Here is an 18058-nt window from a genome sequence, read left to right as displayed (position 1 = left end):
GCGGGCCGTTCAATGCAGCAGGCGACGATCAGCGGCGGCGGAACAGCGGCAGCGGCTCGTCGGTGGCGCCCTGGTAGGTCACCGAGAAGTCCTTCAGGCTCTGCAGCGCGTCTTCCGGGTCCTTGTCGGCACGGATGGCGAACGCGTCGAAACCGCAGCGGGCCATGTAGAACAGTTGGTCGCGCAGCACGTCGCCAATGGCGCGCAGCTCGCCCTTGAACTTGTAGCGGTCACGCAGCAGGCGCGCGTTGGAATAGCTGCGCCCGTCGGTGAAGGCCGGGAAGTTCAGAGCGATCACCTGGAAGTGCTCGACGTGCTCGCCGATTTCCTCGGCTTCTTCGTCGCTGTCCAGCCAGATGCCCAGGCCGCCGTCGCGGGCCTTGAGCAGGCTCGGATGGTCGCGCCACAGCTGCAGCGGCACGATGTAGTCGTCGCAGTTGGTCAGTTCGTCGATCGAGACGTCCTTGGGCAGCAAGTGCCAGGTTTCGTCGACGATCTGGTTGTTCTTAATGATTCGCTGCATAGACGCGTTCCTTGAAGGGGTCGATGCCGATCCGCTGGTAGGTGTCGATGAAGCGCTCGTCTTCGGTGCGCCGCTCGACGTACACATTGATCAGCTTCTCGATCACGTCGGCCATGTCGTCCTGGGCGAAGGAAGGGCCGAGGATCTTGCCCAGGCTGGCATCGCGCGCGGCATTGCCGCCCAGCGAGACCTGGTAGAACTCCTCGCCCTTCTTGTCCACGCCAAGGATGCCGATGTGGCCGACGTGGTGGTGGCCGCAGGCGTTCATGCAGCCGGAAATGTTCAGGTCGAGCTCACCGATGTCGAACAGGTAGTCCAGGTCGTCGAAGCGGCGCTGGATGGACTCGGCGATCGGGATCGACTTGGCGTTGGCCAGCGAGCAGAAGTCACCGCCCGGGCAGCAGATGATGTCGGTCAGCAGGCCGATGTTCGGGGTGGCGAAGCCTTGCTCGCGCAGTTCCAGCCACAGCGCGTGCAGCTGACGCTGCTCGACGTCGGCGAGGATGATGTTCTGCTCGTGGGAGGTGCGCAGGTAGCCGAAGCTGTAGCGCTCGGCCAGGTCGGCGACCGCGTCGAGCTGCTTGTCGGTCAGGTCGCCCGGGGCGACGCCGGTGGGCTTGAGCGACAGGGTCACGGCGACATAGCCCGGCTTCTTGTGCGCACGGGTGTTGCGCGAGCGCCAGCGGGCGAAGCCCGGGTGCTCGGCGTCCAGCGCGCTGAAGTCGGTGTTGTCCAGGGCCAGGTACTCGGGGTCGACGAAGTGGCGGGCGACGCGCTGTACTTCGGCCTCGGTCAGGGTGGTGTTGCCGCCACGCAGGTGGACCATCTCGGCCTCGACCTTCTCGGCGAACACTTCCGGGGTGAGGGCCTTGACCAGGATCTTGATCCGCGCCTTGTACTTGTTGTCACGACGGCCGTAACGGTTGTACACGCGCAGGATGGCGTCCAGGTAGCTGAGCAGGTCCTGCCAGGGCAGGAACTCGTTGATGAATGCGCCGATCACCGGGGTACGGCCCAGGCCGCCTCCGACCAATACGCGGAAGCCCAGTTCGCCTGCGGCGTTGCGCACCGGCTCCAGGCCGATGTCGTGCACCTCGATGGCGGCGCGGTCATCGCTCGAACCGTTGACGGCGATCTTGAACTTGCGTGGCAGGTAGGCGAATTCCGGGTGGAAGGTGGTCCACTGGCGGACGATCTCGCACCACGGGCGCGGGTCGACCAGCTCGTCGGCGGCGACACCGGCGAACTGGTCGGTGGTGACGTTGCGCAGGCAGTTGCCGCTGGTCTGGATCGCGTGCATCTGCACGGTGGCCAGCTCGGCGAGGATCTCGGGGATGTCTTCGAGCGCCGGCCAGTTGTACTGCACGTTCTGGCGCGTGCTGATGTGCGCATAGCCCTTGTCGTAGTCGCGGGCGATCTTCGCCAGCATGCGGGCCTGACGTGCGTTCAGCTGGCCATAGGGCACGGCGACTCGCAACATCGGCGCGAAACGTTGGATATACAGGCCGTTCTGCAGGCGCAGAGGGCGGAATTCTTCTTCGCTCAGCTCACCGGCCAGGTAGCGGCGGGTCTGATCACGGAACTGCTTGACGCGGTCCTCGATGATCCGCTGATCGTACTCGTCGTATACGTACATATAAGTCCTGTCTCAGGCTGCATGCAGCTAATCGCGCGCACGGCCGCGCACTCCGGGGCGGAGCGGAGGAACGATAGCAGAGTGGGTTTATGCGCTAAAGTGATGTTTTTGCATATGAAAAGAACCATTTGGACTAAGTGAGACTGACTGGCATTTGTCCGTTGCGGTACATCGCAGGGCTATAATCCGGGGTTTGCTTCGCAGGGAAGTAACAGCATGCTCAAGGCCTTGTGCCAGAGCCTGTGCCTGAGCCTGCCACTGGCAGCGAGCGCGCAGGCCGCTTCGGTGGTATTTATCAACCCGGGCTACTCCGATGAAACGTTCTGGGTTGACTATTCACGTTTCATGCAGGCCGCCGCCAGCGACCTGGGCATGACCTTGCGCGTGCAGTACAGCGAGCGTCGTGCCGACCTAGCGCTGAACCAGGCTCGGGAGGTGCTGCAAGGACCGCAGCGCCCGGACTATCTGGTGCTGGTCAACGAGCTGTACGTCGCGCCGGAGATCATCCGCTTGTCGCGGGGCACCGGGGTCAAGCTGTTCCTGGTCAACAACGGCCTCACCGACAGCCAGGCACACAGCGTCCAGGCGCAGCCGGACAAATATCCTGAAGTACTCGGCACGTTGGTCAGCAACGACGAGGAGGCCGGCTACCAGATGCTCAAGGCGCTGGTGGCGCAACTGCCTGCCGAAGCCGGGCCGGTCGACCTGCTGGCCTTCGCCGGGGTCAAGACCACGCCGGCTTCGCAGCTGCGCGTGCAGGGCATGCGCCGGGCACTGGCCGAGTGCCCCCGGGTGCGCCTGCGCCAGGTGGTATACGGCGGCTGGAGCCGCAAGCGCGCCTTCGAACAGGCGCAGATGCTGCTCGAGCGCTACCCCGACACCCGTCTGGTGTGGGCGGCCAACGACCAGATGGCGTTCGGTGCCATGCAGGCGTTCGAGACGCTGGGCAAGGTGCCGGGGCGCGATGCCCTGTTCAGTGCGGTCAACAGCTCGCCGGAGGCCCTGCGTGCGCGAATCGACGGGCGTTTGAGCGTGCTCATGGGTGGGCATTTCACCTTGGGCGGCTGGGCCATGGTCATGTTGCATGACGATGCCCAAGGGCTGGCGGTGGACCGCGACGGCCAGCGCGAGCACAGCGCGCCCGCCCTGCAACTGATCGACCCGGCCAAGGCGCGGCGCTGGCTCAAGCTGCTGGAGCAGGATGGCCACGGTATCGACTTCCACCGTTTCAGTGCCGAAGGGCGGCCAGCGGATTTCCGCTACCCGTTTCTCACGTCACCCGTCGAGTATTGAAAGACCCTGCTTGAGCGATGGGCATTGCTGGACTTAACTGCTGCTTGTGAAGTGCATTCCCATAACCACTACAAGAGGCAATGCAATGGGAAACTCTACCAAGGTCCGCAAAGCTGACAGCAGTGTCGATGCCTGGGCGATCCTGTGTCTGATCGTGCTGGTGGTGGTCGCCGCGGTGTACTGGGTCAGCCATCAATAGCGGATAACTGCTCAAGACCGTGAGAAACACCTGAACCGCCCGCGGAAGGGATATCCGCGGGCGGATTGCGTTTAGCCAAGCAGTAGTGCCCGGCGCGACTAGCGCGCCGTCAGGTGCATCGCCAGCTGCACCAGGCCGATCAGCACGAAGATGAAGATCAGCGTGAACACTGTCCCCATCACGATGAAATGGCTGGCCTTGCCGTAGGTGAAGTCGCGGGCGCGGTTCTTGCCGCTTTGCACGCCAAACGCCGCGGCAAGGATGCTCTGCAGCATCTGCCAGAAGGTCGGTGGCTTGCCATGTTGGCTGTCGTCCATGAGTGGCTCCTGGGTTCAGAGGCAATCATCGACAGTGTAGGCGACTCAGGCCGATGCGATTGCCGGGCTTGCCTGTTCCTGCTCATCCTGGGCCACCACCCGCTCGCACAGCTCGATGATCTGCTCGCGCATCCAGCGGTTGGCCGGGTCCTGGTCGGTGCTTTCGTGCCAGTACAGGTGGGTCTCCAGCGCCGGTACCTCCACCGGCAGGGGTTGGTGGCGCAACTGGTGGCGGCGGGCGAAACGCTCGGGCACGGTCATCACCATGTCGGTCTGCTGCAGTACCTGGGAGGCCATCAGGTAGTGCTGCGAACGCAGGGCGACACGGCGCTGCACGCCCATCTTGCCCAGGGCCAGGTCCACGTAGCCCAGGCCGTTACGGCGGCTGGAGATATGGATGTGGGTCATGGCCAGGTAGTTGTCCAGGCTCAGCTTGCTGTCGGCGTGTGGGTGGCCGGGGCGCATGGCGCAGACATAACGGTCCTGCATGAGCTTGACGTGACGCACCTGCGGGTCGGTGTTCAGCGGCGCGTCGACGGCGAAGTCCAGGCGCCCGGCGGCCAGTTCCTTGGTGGTCTCGCGGCGCTTGCACAGGAAGCTCTCGATCACCAGGGCTGGCGCGAGCCGCCGCAGGCGCTGGAACAGCGGCGGCAGAATCACCGCCTCGGTGAGGTCGGTCATGCTGATGCGGAAGGTCTTGCTCGCCTGCAGCGGGGTGAAGATGCGGCTTTCCTGTACCGAGGTGCGCAGCAGCGACAGTGCGTTGCGTACCGGGCCGATGATGTTCTGCGCCATGGGCGTGGGCACCATGCCTTGGGCGGTGCGCACGAACAGCGGGTCGTTGAACGTCTCGCGCAGGCGTGACAGGGCGTTGGACACCGCCGGCTGGGTGATGCCGACGATTTGCCCGGCGCGGGTCAGGTTGGCTTCGGTGTAGATCGCGTCGAAGACGATAAACAGGTTGAGGTCGACCTTGCTGAGGTTCATGGGCGCCGCTCTTTGTTGGAGTTATGGATCGATCATATATTGGTTATGAATGTTTATACACGAAGAAAATAGACTAGGTGGATGAAGGGTGGCTGTTCTAGGCTCAGGTCCATGTTCTTCATTGACGGAAGGTAGCCCCGATGGATTTCGCCTATTCGCCCAAGGTCCAGGCACTGCGCGAGCGCGTCAGCGCATTCATGGATGCATACGTCTATCCGGCCGAGCCGGTGTTCGAGCGACAGGTCGCCGAGGGCGACCGCTGGCAGCCCACCGCGATCATGGAGGAACTCAAGGCCAAGGCCCGCGCCGAGGGACTGTGGAACCTGTTCCTGCCCGAGTCCGAGTACGGCGCAGGGCTGAGCAACCTTGAGTACGCGCCGCTGGCCGAGATCATGGGCCGTTCGCTGCTGGGGCCCGAGCCGTTCAATTGCTCGGCGCCGGACACCGGCAACATGGAAGTGCTGGTGCGCTACGGCAGCGAGGCGCAGAAACGCCAGTGGCTCGAGCCGCTACTGCGTGGCGAGATCCGTTCGGCGTTCGCCATGACCGAGCCGGACGTGGCCTCATCGGATGCCACCAACATGGCTGCCACCGCCGTGCGTGACGGTGACGAGTGGGTGATCAACGGCCGCAAGTGGTGGACCTCCGGCGCCTGTGACCCGCGCTGCAAGGTGATGATCTTCATGGGCCTGTCCAACCCGGAGGGGCAGCGTCACCAACAGCACTCGATGATCCTGGTGCCCACCGACGCAGCTGGCGTGAAGATCGTCCGCCCACTGCCGGTGTTCGGCTACGACGACGCGCCCCACGGCCACGCCGAAGTGTTGTTCGAGAACGTGCGAGTGCCTTACGAGAACGTGCTCCTCGGCGAGGGCCGTGGCTTCGAGATCGCCCAGGGCCGCCTCGGGCCTGGGCGCATCCACCATTGCATGCGCTCGGTCGGCATGGCCGAACGCGCCCTGGAGCTGATGTGCAAGCGCTCGGTCGAACGCACTGCCTTCGGCCGGCCGCTGGCACGGCTGGGGGGCAACGTCGACAAGATCGCCGACTCGCGGATGGAGATCGACATGGCCCGGCTGCTGACCCTGAAGGCCGCGTACATGATGGACACCGTCGGCAACAAGGTGGCCCGCAGCGAGATCGCCCAGATCAAGGTGGTGGCGCCGAACGTGGCACTGAAGGTGATCGACCGGGCGATCCAGATCCATGGCGGGGCAGGGGTGAGCGGTGATTTCCCGCTGGCCTACATGTACGCGATGCAGCGCACCCTGCGCCTGGCCGACGGGCCGGATGAGGTGCACCGGGCGGCGATTGGCAAGTATGAGATTGGCAAGTATGTGCCGAAGGAAATGTTGCGTAGCGGGCACTGAAGGGCATTGTGACCAGCCCGCTCAGGTTAGGCTGCACGCCTGAACAGGCTGGTTACAGGGTTGGTTTTAAGACTTTTCTCTAGTCAAAGTAGGAAATGTTTCTTTCACTTTTTCTCGGGTAACAGGGCGAACTTCATTTGTTAGGTTCTTGAGCTTTCAGCGCAAAAGGAACCTGCTCATGTATCGCGTTAGTCTTGACGGGAAAGGCCAGGCAGTAGATGGCGATGTCACCACCACGGGTGCAATCTGCATTGCCAGCGGTGAGGGTTACATCTGTGATGGGCGAAAGGTCCTGCGGGTCGGGGACTCGACTACCGAATGTCCGCTCTGCTGCCAACCTGGCGTCGTTGTAGAGGGTTACCTCGGGTGGATTTCCGACGGTCAGCCACTGGCGATGGATGGTTCACTGGTTGCCTGTGGCTGCCCGAACGGCAGTAACAGGGTGGTTGCTCCTTTGGGTGGAATGGCGCCATGCCGTCATCCCATGCATGGCAGGCAGACAAACGCGGCGACGGTCCCCGGCGCCCGCACTCTCCATGCCCAAGCCAACGCACAGATGCCTGGCGCTATCGCGTCTGCGCAAGTCGGGTTGGAACCCGGTTTTCATATCGTTCCCCGTAGCATGTCCGGCCCTCAGGTACTGGCGCAGTTGTTGGCGCAGGACAGCACACTGCCTATTGCACGCATCCAGCGCCTGAACCCTACCTTCGACCAAGGTTTCAAGGCCGGTGAAATCTTTGTCCTCGGTGACCCCGACAACCACCACGCCTGCACCCGCGAGGAAGCCGACCTGATGGCTGCGGCGCAGCGGGCGCGGGAGGCACTGGCTGTGCTCGACGAGCAGGAGGCCAACTTCATGATGCAGCACATTGGCGAGGTAGCCGGAGTGCTCAATGGCGCGAGTCAATCCATGGGCGTGGGCAAGGACATGCTGTCGCGCGGGCTGGGGCAGGTGGGAGATACGCTCAAGGGGCTGGAAAGCCTGCATCAGCGCGAGTTCACCTTGCATGGGCATCTCAATAGCCCGCAATTCTTCGAATCACGTCGAGAGCTCTATCAGCAATTGAATGCGCAGCTACGTAGTGCGTTTCTAGGCAAATATTTGAACCTCGGTGGGCATGAAAGCCTGCGTAAGAGCTTGAATATCTCTACTAAAAGCCTCGTCCATCACTGGTCCAAGGCTGGCACGCCGGGAGCGATACCGGGGTATGCGACGCATTTGGATGAAGTGGCGAAGATGTCGAAATATTTGAAGTATGGGGGGCATGTGGCAGTGGGCTTGGGGGCGACGTCTTCCTATTTGAAAGTGCAACAGGTTTGCAGGGCAGGGAGCGTCGAGGCCTGCAGGAAAGTTCGTTTTACCGAGGTCGGAAATTTTTCTGGTGGAGTGGTCGGGGGAATTTATGGTGCTAAAGCAGGTAGCTTGGTAGCCACATTTACATGTGGAGCCGTAGGTGCAGCTACAGCCGGTATAGGTGGTGCTGTTTGTGGTGTGGTTCTGGTGGGGGCTGGTTCCTATCTGGGAGCCTCAAACCTTGGCAAGGGAGGCGAGTGGTTGGGAGAGTTCTTATATGAGTGGCGGGCGAAATGAGTAGTTTCTGGTCGTCAGGTTGGGCTTTTATATTCATGGGGGTGCCATTTATATGCTGTTTAATCGGACTAATTATGAGTATTTTCCTTGCTCGCGGTGAATGTTATCGCCAAGTGATTGGGGCGCTACCTAAAAGCGTGTGGGTTGAACAGCAGAGGCGTTATCTCGATGAGGCGAGTTTCAAATATAGGTGGCATTTGGTGAATACGATAAGTGGGGCGTTTCTCTGTCCGTCTTATGTTGTTAGGAAAGGGCTTTTCGAGGAGGAGGAAATTAGGAGGTTTCCTCATGGTCTTCGGCGACTTATGGTGGTTTCTGCATGGTTGTCTCTTGCCGGTTTTTTGTGGTTGGTGCTTGCAATTTGGCTGTTGACGTTCACACGAGCAGACTGATGGATTTACCATTTCCCGGACATCTTAAAAGTAGGCTTCATGAAGCTTGCCGTGCGGATTGAACTGCGGAGTTGCAGCAGTCACGAAGCAACTCGGCGGTTTGCTTGCCGCTCTCGGCCCGACGTTTTCCCGTTCGACGTTGATTAGCGTGAGCTGCTTCTCGGTCTCGGCTTCGGTGGTACGTTCGGTCTGCTGGTGCTTGGCCTCGACGTCTTTGGCGTCGCGGGCGGAGACCAGCTCCTTCTCTTCTTCTTCCCTGAGCCGGTTCTGCCGCGCTACGGCCAGCTCGGCCAGCGCCTGCTTGCCTGGCAAGGGCAAAAGACCCGCCGCAGCGGGTCCTCTTGTCAATTTTCAGCCCGGCGGACTCAGACCCCCGCCGCCAGCTTCGCACCCATCTGCCGACGACGATACGCACTGTCGCGGCTGGCCAGCCACCAGTACAGCGGCGAGGTGATCGCCAACCCTACCAGCCACGACAGGTCGGCGCCGTTGATGTGCGCGGACACCGGCCCGACATACAGCGGCGTGTTCATGAACGGGATCTGCACCACGATACCCACCGCGTAGGCGATCAGTGCCTGGGGGTTGTAGCGGCCGTAGATGCCGCCGTCGACCTTGAAGATCGAGTCGATATCGTAGTCGCCCTTGTGGATGACATAGAAGTCGATCAGGTTGATCGCCGTCCACGGCACCAGCACCACCAGCAACACCAGCACCATGTCGACGAAGTGGCCGATGAAGTCCGCCGAGGCGAACACCGCCACCACGCAGCAGGCCGCCAGGACGACCAGCGACAGCACGGCGCGGCTCTTGGCAGTGGGGATCCAGCGGTAGGCGAAGGTCTGCACCAGGGTGATGATCGACAGCACCGCGCCGTACAGGTTGAGCGCGTTGTGGCTGATCACGCTGAGCAGGAACAGCACCAGCATCAGTGGGCCGAGGGTGCCGGTGGCAAGCTTGACCGCGTCCATGGTGTCCATCCCGGCAGGAATCGCCAGCACCGCCACCGCGCCGAAGATGAACGACAGGCTCGAGCCCAGGGCCGAGCCCAGGTAGGTGGTCCAGAAGGTCGCGGAAACCTTCACGTCGGCCGGCAGGTAGCGCGAGTAGTCCGACACGTAGGGCGCGAAGGCGATCTGCCACAGCGCCGCCAGGGACACGGTGGCCAGCCAGCCGGCCAGGTTGAAGCCGCCACGGGTGAGGAAGTCGTCGCTCTGCACATGGCTGAAGATGTAGCCGAAGCCGACCACGATGCCAACACCCAGTACCCAGGTACCGATGCGGTTGAGCACGTGGATGAAGCGGTAGCCGATGATGCCGATGATGCCGGAGCCCAATGCGCCGATGACGATGCCCACGGAAACCGGCACCGTCTCGACCACGCCATGCAGCGACTTGCCGGCCAGGACGATGTTGGAGGCGAAGAAGCCGATGTACATCACCCCGGCGATCACCACTACCAGCAGGGCGCCGAGCGAACCGAACTGGGCGCGGCTCTGGATCATCTGCGGGATGCCCATCTGCGGGCCCTGCGCTGAATGCAGGGCCATGAGCACGCCGCCGAGCAGATGGCCGACCAGGATGGCGACGACGCCCCACACCAGGTTGAGGTGGAACAACTGCACGCCCAGCGCGCCGGTGACGATGGGCAGCGGCGCGATGTTGCCGCCGAACCACAGTGTGAACAGATCCCTTACCTTTCCATGGCGGTCTTGCGGCGGCACGTAGCCGATCGTGTGTTTCTCGATGAGGGGTGCCGAATTGGCTGCACTGGTCATGACTGACTCCAAGGCAAGGTGGGGCATCGGGTGTTGCCCGGGTGCGTGCCGGCAAGGGGCGACGCGTTCTTGTTGGCGCGATGATGCGGCGCGGGCGGGGATCGAGAAATTAGTAAATTTGTGCTCATGAGCCTTAAAAAACCTAAGGCTGGCAAAAGCTTGGGCGGCGGAGGCACAAGCCCGCCGCCATGATGCGCAGGCGTGAACACGCCTGTGGCGCAGCGGCTATGCTGTCTAGTGCGCGGGTTGAGTGGGGGAGCGCCTCATGGCGACGCTGGAGCGGGCCATCGCGATGGCCATCAAGGCACACGAAGGGCAGTTCGACAAAGGCGGGGCGGCTTACATCCTTCACCCGCTGCGGGTGATGGGGCGGGTGATCACCCCTGAGCAGCGCATCGTCGCGGTGTTGCACGATGTGCTGGAAGACACGCCGCTGACCCTGGCCGACCTCGCCCGAGAAGGTTTTCCGCTGAAGATCCTCGCCGCGCTGCTGGCGCTGAGCCGGCGCGAGGGCGAGAGCTACGAGGCGTTCGTCATTCGCCTGGGTGTGGACCCCTTGGCGCGCCAGGTGAAGCTGGCGGACCTGGCCGACAACAGCGACCTTTCGCGCATCCCCTGCCCAGGCCCGGCCGATGTGGCCCGGCTCTGCCGTTACCAGCAGGCCAGCGCCTACCTGCAGACGCTGGCCTGAAGGCCTTCAGCCGCAGGCCTTGAGGTTGACCGGGCCGACGAAGGCGTTGCCGCGCCCCATCACGCATGCCACTTGCTGGTTGCGCTGCAGTTCCCAGGCCTGCGGCGGGTAGGTCTTGTTCCAGGCCTCGAACAACTGGCGGTCCTGTTTGGACAGGCGCAGGTCGTACTGTTTGCTCATGTAGAAGTAGGTGCGCGCGATCATTCCGCGGATCGACGGGCGTGGCATGACCTTCTTGGCCTTGAAGTCGACCTGGGTCAGGCAACTGCCGTACTGGCCATGCTGCTCGGGCAACCAGCCGAAGCTGAAGTTGCTGCGGTCGCCGTTGACCTCGCCGATGCTCGGCACCAGGTTGTGCAGGTCGGCCTCGGCCCGCTGGTAGACCTTGTCGTTGCGCGAGCAGTTCTTGCGCCCACCATCCTGCCAGCACTGGCGCTGATGGCCGATCTGCCAGGCCGGGACAATGTGCTCCCACTCGATGCGCGAGGCACGGTTGAGGTTCTTGCGCGGCGCATAGCCACAGGACGCCAGGTCGACCTTGTTGCCCTGGTACTTGCAGCCGCAATAGAACTCGGTGGACTGCGGCGCGTACAGCTTCCAGGCGACCTTCTTGGCCTCCTGGAAGGTGCGCGGGGCGTCGGCGTGGGCGAGGGGTGTGAGCAGCAGCAGGCAGGCAGCGAAAAGCGAAACTCTCATGTGCAATCAGTCTTCCTTCGGCACGGTCCAGAACACCTGCACGCCGCCATCGTCGCGGTGGGCGAGGGTGACGTTGTCGTTCTCGGCGATTTCCTCGAGCAGCGTGGCCCAGTCGTCAGGCGATTCGTGCTCCAGGCGGAAGATCAGGGCGGCGCGGCTGCGCTGGGCGGTGGGGCTGTTGATGATCTTCTGGATGCGCTGACCCAGTAGTTCATAACTGCTTGGCGACGCTGGGGCGGGTTTGGCCACGGGGCTGTTCCTTGTTTTGCTGTATGTGCATACAGTATTTCACTGTAAGTCATTTCGCAACAGCAGGTAGGATGAAAGCCGTATAAGACCGTGGTAGAGGGATTGGTTCCATCGAAGGTATTGCGGGGCCAGCCCGCTCCCACAAAGTCGCCGCAGACCTGTGGGGGCGGGCTGGCCCCGCGATGGGCCGGTATGTTCAACACGCCAGCCCGAGGTGCATGCCGATCAGTATTCCCAGAAGATCCGCTGCAGCTCTTTGCTGTCCTGGGTCTTGGTCATTGCGACCATAGCCAGGATCCGCGCCTTCTGCGGGTTCAGGTCATGGGCCACGACCCAGTCGTTCTTGTCGTCAGGCTGTTCGGCATTGCGCAGCACGAAGCCGCCCTGGTTGACGTGGGACGAACGGATGATCTGCACGCCTTCCTTGCGCAGCTCCTGCAGCGCCGGCACCACGCGCGACGACACCGAGCCATTACCGGTACCGGCGTGGATGATCGCCTTCGCGCCACCCTGGGCCAGCGCCTTGTAGGCGGTGTCGGTCACGTTGCCGTAGCCGTAGGCGATATCCACGGCCGGCAGCTTGCTGATGGTCTTGATGTCGAACTCGGAGTTGACGGTGTGGCGCTTGGCCGGCAGGCGGAAGAAGTACGACTTGCCTTCGACCACCATGCCCAGCGGGCCCCACTGGCTCTTGAAGGCTTCGGTCTTGATGTTGACCGCCTTGCTCACGTCGCGGCCGGACTGGATCTCGTCGTTCATGGTCACCAGCACGCCCTTGCCACGGGCGTCCTTGCTGCTGGCCACGGCCACGGCGTTGTACAGGTTGAGCATGCCGTCGGCGGACATCGCGGTGCCCGGACGCATCGAACCGACCACGATGATCGGCTTGTCGGTCTTCTCCACCAGGTTGAGGAAGTAGGCGGTTTCTTCCAGGGTGTCGGTGCCGTGGGTGATGACGATGCCATCGACGTCCTTGCTGTCGGCCAGTTCGGCGACGCGCTTGCCCAGCTTGAGCAGGTCGTCGTTGCCGATGCTTTCCGAGGCGACCTGCATCACCTGCTCGCCGCGCACGTTGGCCAGGTCCTTCAGCTCCGGCACGCCGGCGATCAGCTTGTCGATGCCTACCTTGGCGGCCTGGTAGGTGGCGCTGTTGGCGGCGCTGGCGCCAGCGCCGGCGATGGTGCCGCCGGTGGCGAGGATGACCACGTTGGCGAGTTTCTGTTGTTGCGCGGCTTCCTTGGCGGAAACGCCGGTCGGCAGTACCAACAGCAGCGCCAGGGCGCTCGGTGCGAAGGTCTTGATAGCGGATTTCATCATTACTGCTTCTCTCTTCCTGGGTGAGATGTGCGTATGTCGCACGGCTATAAGGCAGATTTCGTACCATCAACTACCGTTCGTCGCATTTCATCTTTAAACCCCTGTTCTGACTGGGAGTACTCGATGAGACCGTTGGGTCAACTTGCTGCTGGTTGTTCGGTGGGCCGAACAAGCGTAGGAAATGTGTTCGGTTTTTCGGACTAATTGCGGATAATCCGGCCTGCGTAGATGCGGCTTCCTACGCTGTGCATTGACAAACCGGCAGCCTGTTTACATAGTTAGCCACCGCAAACGTTTGCGATCCGATAAAAACCACAAGATTCGGAGTCATTTCCATGAAGCTGCCGTTTTCCGGCCGTCCGCTGGCCCTCGCCGTTCTGTCGTCGCTGATGTTCTCCCTGCCTGTCGCCCACGCCGAGGAGGCGCCCAAGGTCGCCCTGGTGATGAAATCCCTGGCCAACGAGTTCTTCCGCACCATGGAAGACGGCGCCAAGGATTATCAGAAAACCCATGCCAGCGAATTCGAGCTGGTCGCCAACGGCATCAAGAACGAGACCGACACCGGCGAGCAGATCCGTATCGTCGAGCAGATGGTCAACGCGGGCGCCAAGGCGCTGGTCATCGCCCCGGCCGACTCCAAGGCGCTGGTATCGGCGGTGAAGAAGGCCATGGACAAGGGCGTGATCGTGATCAACATCGATAATCGCCTCGATCCCGAAACCCTCAAGAGCAAGGGCATCAGCGTGCCGTTCGTAGGCCCGGACAACCGCAAGGGCGCGCGTATGGTCGGCGACTACCTGGCCCAGCAAAAGCTCAAGGCCGGTGACCAGGTCGGCATCATCGAAGGCGTGCCGACCACTACCAATGCCCAGCAGCGCACCGCCGGTTTCAAGGACGCCATGGAAGCCGCGCAGATGAAGATCGTCTCGGTGCAATCGGGCAACTGGGAGATCGACAAGGGCAACGCCGTGGCCGCCTCGATGCTCAACGAATACCCCGATTTGAAGGCGCTGCTGGCCGGCAACGACAGCATGGCCCTGGGCGCCGTCTCGGCCGTGCGCGCCGCCGGCAAGACCGGCCAGGTGCAGGTGGTCGGCTACGACAACATCAAGGCCATCGAGCCGATGCTCAAGGACGGCCGCGTGCTCGCCACCCTAGACCAGGCGGCCAGCAAGCAGGCGGTGTTCGGTATCCAGGCGGCGCTGAAGATGCTCAAGGGCGAGCAGCCGGAGAATCTGAACGCCGACAATGTCATCGAGACCCCGGTCGAGCTGATTACCCAGTGAAGTGATATCGCAGGGGCGTGGGAGCGGGCTTGCCCCGCGATGGCGTCGGAAGATGCAACAAGGGTATCTGCCCTGACGCTATCGCGGGGCAAGCCCGCTCCCACGAAAGCCCGCCTTCTAAACGCGTCATGCTTCGTCCTAGGAGAGAATGGCCATGTCAGTACCGGCCAATGAAACCGTGCTAGCCGTCAGCGGCCTGGGCAAGACCTACGCCCAGCCCGTGCTCGGCGATGTCACCCTCGAGCTGCGCGGCGGCGAGGTGCTGGCCCTGACCGGCGAGAACGGCGCGGGCAAGTCGACCCTGTCCAAGCTGATCAGCGGCCTGGAAATCCCCACCACCGGGCAGATGCTCTACCGCGGCCAGCCCTACGCCCCCGGCAGCCGCGCCGAGGCCGAGCGCCTCGGCGTGCGCATGGTGATGCAGGAACTCAACCTGCTGCCGACGCTGACCGTGGCCGAGAACCTGTTCCTCGACAACCTGCCCAGCCGCCTCGGCTGGATCAGCCAGAAGCGTCTGCGCCAGCTGGCCACCGCAGCCATGGCCCAGGTCGGCCTGGATGCCATCGACCCGGACACCCCCGTCGGCGAGCTGGGCATCGGCCACCAGCAGATGGTCGAGATCGCCCGCAACCTGATCGGCGACTGCCATGTGCTGATCTTCGACGAACCCACGGCCATGCTCACCGCCCGCGAGGTGGATCTGCTGTTCACCCAGATCGAACGCCTGCGCCAGCGCGGCGTGGCCATCGTGTATATCTCCCACCGCCTCGAAGAGCTGCAGCAAGTGGCCCAGCGTATCGCCGTGCTGCGCGATGGCAAGCTGGTGTGCGCCGAGCCGATCCAGCGCTACAACAGTGAGCAACTGGTCAACCTGATGGTCGGCCGCGAGCTGGGCGAGCATATCGACCTGGGCCAGCGCACGATCGGTGCGCCGCTGCTCAAGATCGACGGGCTCAGCCGCGGCGACAAGGTGCGCGAGGTGTCGTTCGAGGTCAGGGCAGGGGAGATCTTCGGTATCTCCGGCCTGATCGGTGCCGGGCGTACCGAGCTGCTGCGCCTGATCTACGGCGCCGACCGCGCCGACAGCGGCCAGGTCGCCCTCGGCCAGCCGCCGGTGCCGGTGACCATCGACTCGCCCAAGGCCGCGGTCAAGGCTGGCATTGCACTGATTACCGAGGACCGCAAGGGCGAAGGCCTGCTGCTGAGCCAGTCGATCAGTGCCAATATTGCCCTGGGCAACCTCGGCGCGGTGTCCCGTGCCGGCGTGCTCGACGCGGACGCCGAGCGTGAGCTGGCCGAGCGCCAGATAGGCGCCATGCGTATCCGCAGCGCCAGCCCCGCCCAGGCCGTGGGCGAGCTGTCCGGCGGCAACCAACAGAAGGTGGTGATTGGCCGCTGGCTGGAGCGCGATTGCCAGGTACTGCTGTTCGATGAGCCGACCCGCGGCATTGATGTCGGCGCCAAGTTCGACATCTACGGCCTGCTTGCCGAGCTCGCCCGCCAGGGCAAGGCCCTGGTGGTGGTGTCCAGCGACCTGCGCGAGCTGATGCTGATCTGCGACCGCATCGCCGTGCTCTCGGCGGGCCGCCTGATCGACACCTTCGACCGTGACCACTGGACCCAGGACCAACTCCTCGCCGCCGCCTTCGCCGGCTACCAGAAACGTGACGCCCTGCTGCACGACGCAGCTCCCAGGATGGATGCATGAAAACCACAACAAACACCTCGGACGCCGCGCCAGTGCGCCGCAGCGGCACCTATTTCGGTCTGGGCACCTACCTGGGGCTGGCCGGGGCCTTGCTGGCGATGATCGTGCTGTTCTCGTTGCTGAGCAGCCATTTCCTGTCCTACGCCACCTTCAGCACCCTGGCCAATCAGATCCCCGACCTGATGGTGCTGGCGGTGGGCATGACCTTCGTGCTGATCATCGGCGGCATCGACCTGTCGGTCGGCTCGGTACTGGCCCTGGCGGCTTCGACCGTCAGCGTGGCGATCCTCGGCTGGGGCTGGAGCGTGCTGCCCGCCGCCTTGCTCGGCATGGCCGTGGCGGCCTTGGCCGGCACCGTCACCGGCAGCATCACCGTGGCCTGGCGCATCCCTTCGTTCATCGTCTCGCTGGGCGTGCTGGAGATGGCCCGTGGCCTGGCCTACCAGTTCACCGATTCGCGCACCGCGTACATCGGCGATGCCTTCGCCTGGTTCTCCAACCCGATCGCCTTCGGTATTTCCCCGGCTTTCATCATCGCCTTGCTGGTGATCGTGCTGGCCCAACTGGTGCTGACCCGTACCGTGTTCGGTCGCTACCTGATCGGTATCGGCACCAACGAAGAGGCTGTGCGCCTGGCCGGTATCGACCCACGCCCCTTCAAGATCCTGGTGTTCGCCCTGATGGGCGTGCTCGCGGGCCTCGCCGCGCTGTTCCAGATCTCGCGCCTGGAGGCCGCCGACCCCAATGCCGGCTCGGGCATGGAGCTGCAGGTGATCGCCGCCGTGGTGATCGGCGGCACCAGCCTGATGGGCGGGCGCGGCTCGGTCATCAGCACCTTCTTCGGTGTGCTGATCATCTCGGTGCTGGCCGCCGGGCTGGCCCAGATCGGCGCCTCGGAACCGACCAAACGCATCATCACCGGGGCGGTCATCGTCATCGCCGTGGTACTCGACACTTACCGCAGCCGGCGTGCGAGCCGGCGGAACTGAAACCATGGCAACCATCAAAGATGTCGCGGCATTGGCGGGTATTTCCTACACCACCGTGTCCCATGTACTGAACAAGACCCGTCCGGTCAGCGAGCACGTGCGGCTGAAGGTCGAGGCGGCGATCGCCGAACTCGACTACGTGCCCAGCGCCGTGGCCCGTTCGCTGAAGGCGCGCAGCACCGCCACCATCGGCCTTCTGGTGCCCAACAGCGTCAACCCCTACTTCGCCGAGTTGGCCCGGGGTATCGAGGATGCCTGCGAGCGCAACGGCTATTGCGTGATCCTGTGCAACTCCGATGACAACCCGCAGAAACAGCGCAGCTACCTGCGCGTGCTGCTGGAAAAGCGCATCGACGGCCTGATCGTCGCCTCGGTGGGCGAGGACCAGGACCTGCTCGACAGCCTCAGCGGCGTGCGCACGCCGATGGTCATCGTCGACCGGGCCCTGGAAGGCGTCGAGGCCGACCTGGTGCGGATCGACCACGAGCAGGGCGCCTACCTGGCCACCCGCCACCTGCTTGAACTCGGGCACCGCGAGATCGCCACCATCGGCGGGCCGGTGGACACTGGGGTCAGCCAGCTGCGCCTGGCCGGGTTCCGCCGGGCAATGGCCGAGGGCGGCGTGCGCGTTGCCCCGGGCCATGTGCTGCACAGCGATTTCACCAGCCTCGGCGGGCATGCCGCCGCGGCGCGCCTGCTCGATGGCGAGCGGCCCACGGCGATCTTCGCCGGCAACGACATGATCGGTTTCGGCGTGCTGCGTGCCGCCGCCGAACGCAATATCGACGTGCCGGGCGAGCTGTCGGTGATCGGCTTCGACGACATCGAACTGAGCCGCTATGTGTACCCGGCGCTGACCACGGTCGGCCAGTCGATCCGCGAGCTGGGCGAGAGTGCCGCCGGGCTGTTGCTGTCGCGCATCGTCACGCCACGCCGCGACGGCGCCACCGAACAGCGCATCGTCGCCCCGCGCATCGTGCTACGCGAATCCACCGGGCCACGCCCGGACCTGTTCAACGATTACCGTTAAGGAATA

Annotated in this window: 16 protein-coding genes and 2 pseudogenes; 9 read left to right on the top strand and 9 right to left on the bottom strand. The window is 63.5% G+C overall.

Features of this window, described 5'->3' with window-relative positions:
* Positions 1-28: 28 nt before the first annotated feature.
* Both KHO27_RS12065 and KHO27_RS12060 read right to left on the bottom strand, forming a co-directional pair.
* On the bottom strand, positions 29-523 hold the full coding sequence (locus KHO27_RS12065) for a DUF934 domain-containing protein (RefSeq protein ID WP_023629994.1): 495 nt from the start codon (positions 521-523) through the stop codon (positions 29-31).
* Positions 507-2159, bottom strand: a complete 1653-nt coding sequence (locus tag KHO27_RS12060; protein ID WP_110703625.1) for a nitrite/sulfite reductase — start codon at positions 2157-2159, stop codon at positions 507-509. Before KHO27_RS12060 ends, KHO27_RS12065 begins: the two co-directional genes overlap by 17 nt.
* Positions 2160-2375: 216 nt before the next feature.
* Here KHO27_RS12060 and KHO27_RS12055 point away from each other — a divergent pair, with 216 nt between their 5' ends.
* Positions 2376-3452, top strand: a complete 1077-nt coding sequence (locus tag KHO27_RS12055; RefSeq protein ID WP_214501880.1) for an ABC transporter substrate-binding protein — start codon at positions 2376-2378, stop codon at positions 3450-3452.
* A gap of 297 nt (positions 3453-3749) precedes the next feature.
* Here KHO27_RS12055 and KHO27_RS12050 read toward each other — a convergent pair whose 3' ends face one another.
* On the bottom strand, positions 3750-3968 hold the full coding sequence (locus KHO27_RS12050) for a DUF2970 domain-containing protein (protein ID WP_094011402.1): 219 nt from the start codon (positions 3966-3968) through the stop codon (positions 3750-3752).
* Between the two features lie 45 nt (positions 3969-4013).
* Entirely contained in the window at positions 4014-4955 is a 942-nt protein-coding gene (locus KHO27_RS12045; RefSeq protein ID WP_102682867.1) for a LysR family transcriptional regulator, read from the bottom strand.
* A 140-nt stretch (positions 4956-5095) separates the two neighbouring features.
* Between KHO27_RS12045 and KHO27_RS12040 the strand changes: the two genes are divergently transcribed.
* The 3 genes and pseudogenes from KHO27_RS12040 (at position 5096) to KHO27_RS12035 (ending at position 7916) form a co-directional block, all read left to right on the top strand.
* Entirely contained in the window at positions 5096-6325 is a 1230-nt protein-coding gene (locus KHO27_RS12040; RefSeq protein ID WP_214501879.1) for an acyl-CoA dehydrogenase, read from the top strand.
* A gap of 178 nt (positions 6326-6503) precedes the next feature.
* Positions 6504-6692 (top strand): annotated as a pseudogene (locus tag KHO27_RS26390) (PAAR domain-containing protein); the annotation flags it as partial.
* A 255-nt stretch (positions 6693-6947) separates the two neighbouring features.
* Positions 6948-7916 carry a hypothetical protein gene (locus tag KHO27_RS12035; protein WP_352165425.1) on the top strand — a complete coding sequence of 323 codons (969 nt, stop codon included), beginning with the start codon at positions 6948-6950 and terminating at the stop codon, positions 7914-7916.
* 441 nt (positions 7917-8357) lie between these two features.
* Here the strand turns inward: KHO27_RS12035 and KHO27_RS12030 are convergent.
* Positions 8358-8611, bottom strand: a pseudogene (locus tag KHO27_RS12030) (SPFH domain-containing protein); the annotation flags it as partial.
* Positions 8612-8673: 62 nt separating this feature from the next.
* Positions 8674-10086 carry a purine-cytosine permease family protein gene (locus KHO27_RS12025; protein ID WP_214501877.1) on the bottom strand — a complete coding sequence of 471 codons (1413 nt, stop codon included), beginning with the start codon at positions 10084-10086 and terminating at the stop codon, positions 8674-8676.
* A 265-nt stretch (positions 10087-10351) separates the two neighbouring features.
* Here KHO27_RS12025 and KHO27_RS12020 point away from each other — a divergent pair, with 265 nt between their 5' ends.
* Positions 10352-10777, top strand: a complete 426-nt coding sequence (locus tag KHO27_RS12020; RefSeq protein ID WP_023631215.1) for a bifunctional (p)ppGpp synthetase/guanosine-3',5'-bis(diphosphate) 3'-pyrophosphohydrolase — start codon at positions 10352-10354, stop codon at positions 10775-10777.
* Positions 10778-10783: 6 nt separating this feature from the next.
* On the opposite strand, the gene KHO27_RS12015 is transcribed toward KHO27_RS12020, so the two are convergent.
* From KHO27_RS12015 to KHO27_RS12005, 3 genes are all read right to left on the bottom strand, one after another.
* Complete coding sequence (locus tag KHO27_RS12015; protein WP_046855152.1) at positions 10784-11473, bottom strand: endonuclease; 690 nt, start codon at positions 11471-11473, stop codon at positions 10784-10786.
* 6 nt (positions 11474-11479) lie between these two features.
* Entirely contained in the window at positions 11480-11722 is a 243-nt protein-coding gene (locus tag KHO27_RS12010) for a DUF1654 domain-containing protein (RefSeq protein ID WP_046855153.1), read from the bottom strand.
* A 225-nt stretch (positions 11723-11947) separates the two neighbouring features.
* Entirely contained in the window at positions 11948-13036 is a 1089-nt protein-coding gene (locus tag KHO27_RS12005; RefSeq protein ID WP_110704619.1) for an asparaginase, read from the bottom strand.
* 338 nt (positions 13037-13374) lie between these two features.
* Between KHO27_RS12005 and KHO27_RS12000 the strand changes: the two genes are divergently transcribed.
* From KHO27_RS12000 to KHO27_RS11985, 4 genes are all read left to right on the top strand, one after another.
* Positions 13375-14325, top strand: coding sequence for a sugar ABC transporter substrate-binding protein (locus KHO27_RS12000; RefSeq protein ID WP_110704603.1), 951 nt, complete (start codon positions 13375-13377; stop codon positions 14323-14325).
* A gap of 154 nt (positions 14326-14479) precedes the next feature.
* Complete coding sequence (locus tag KHO27_RS11995) at positions 14480-16033, top strand: sugar ABC transporter ATP-binding protein (RefSeq protein ID WP_110704605.1); 1554 nt, start codon at positions 14480-14482, stop codon at positions 16031-16033.
* A complete protein-coding gene (locus KHO27_RS11990) occupies positions 16030-17022 on the top strand; it encodes an ABC transporter permease (RefSeq protein ID WP_110704607.1) in 993 nt (330 codons plus the stop codon). The genes KHO27_RS11995 and KHO27_RS11990 overlap by 4 nt, the downstream gene beginning before the upstream one ends.
* Positions 17023-17026: 4 nt before the next feature.
* Positions 17027-18052, top strand: coding sequence for a LacI family DNA-binding transcriptional regulator (locus KHO27_RS11985; RefSeq protein WP_214501876.1), 1026 nt, complete (start codon positions 17027-17029; stop codon positions 18050-18052).
* The last annotated feature ends 6 nt before the right edge of the window (positions 18053-18058 follow it).

It is taken from the genome of Pseudomonas sp. RC3H12 (assembly GCF_018596375.1).
Lineage (GTDB): Bacteria > Pseudomonadota > Gammaproteobacteria > Pseudomonadales > Pseudomonadaceae > Aquipseudomonas.
This window is presented reverse-complemented; position numbering and strand designations above follow the sequence as displayed.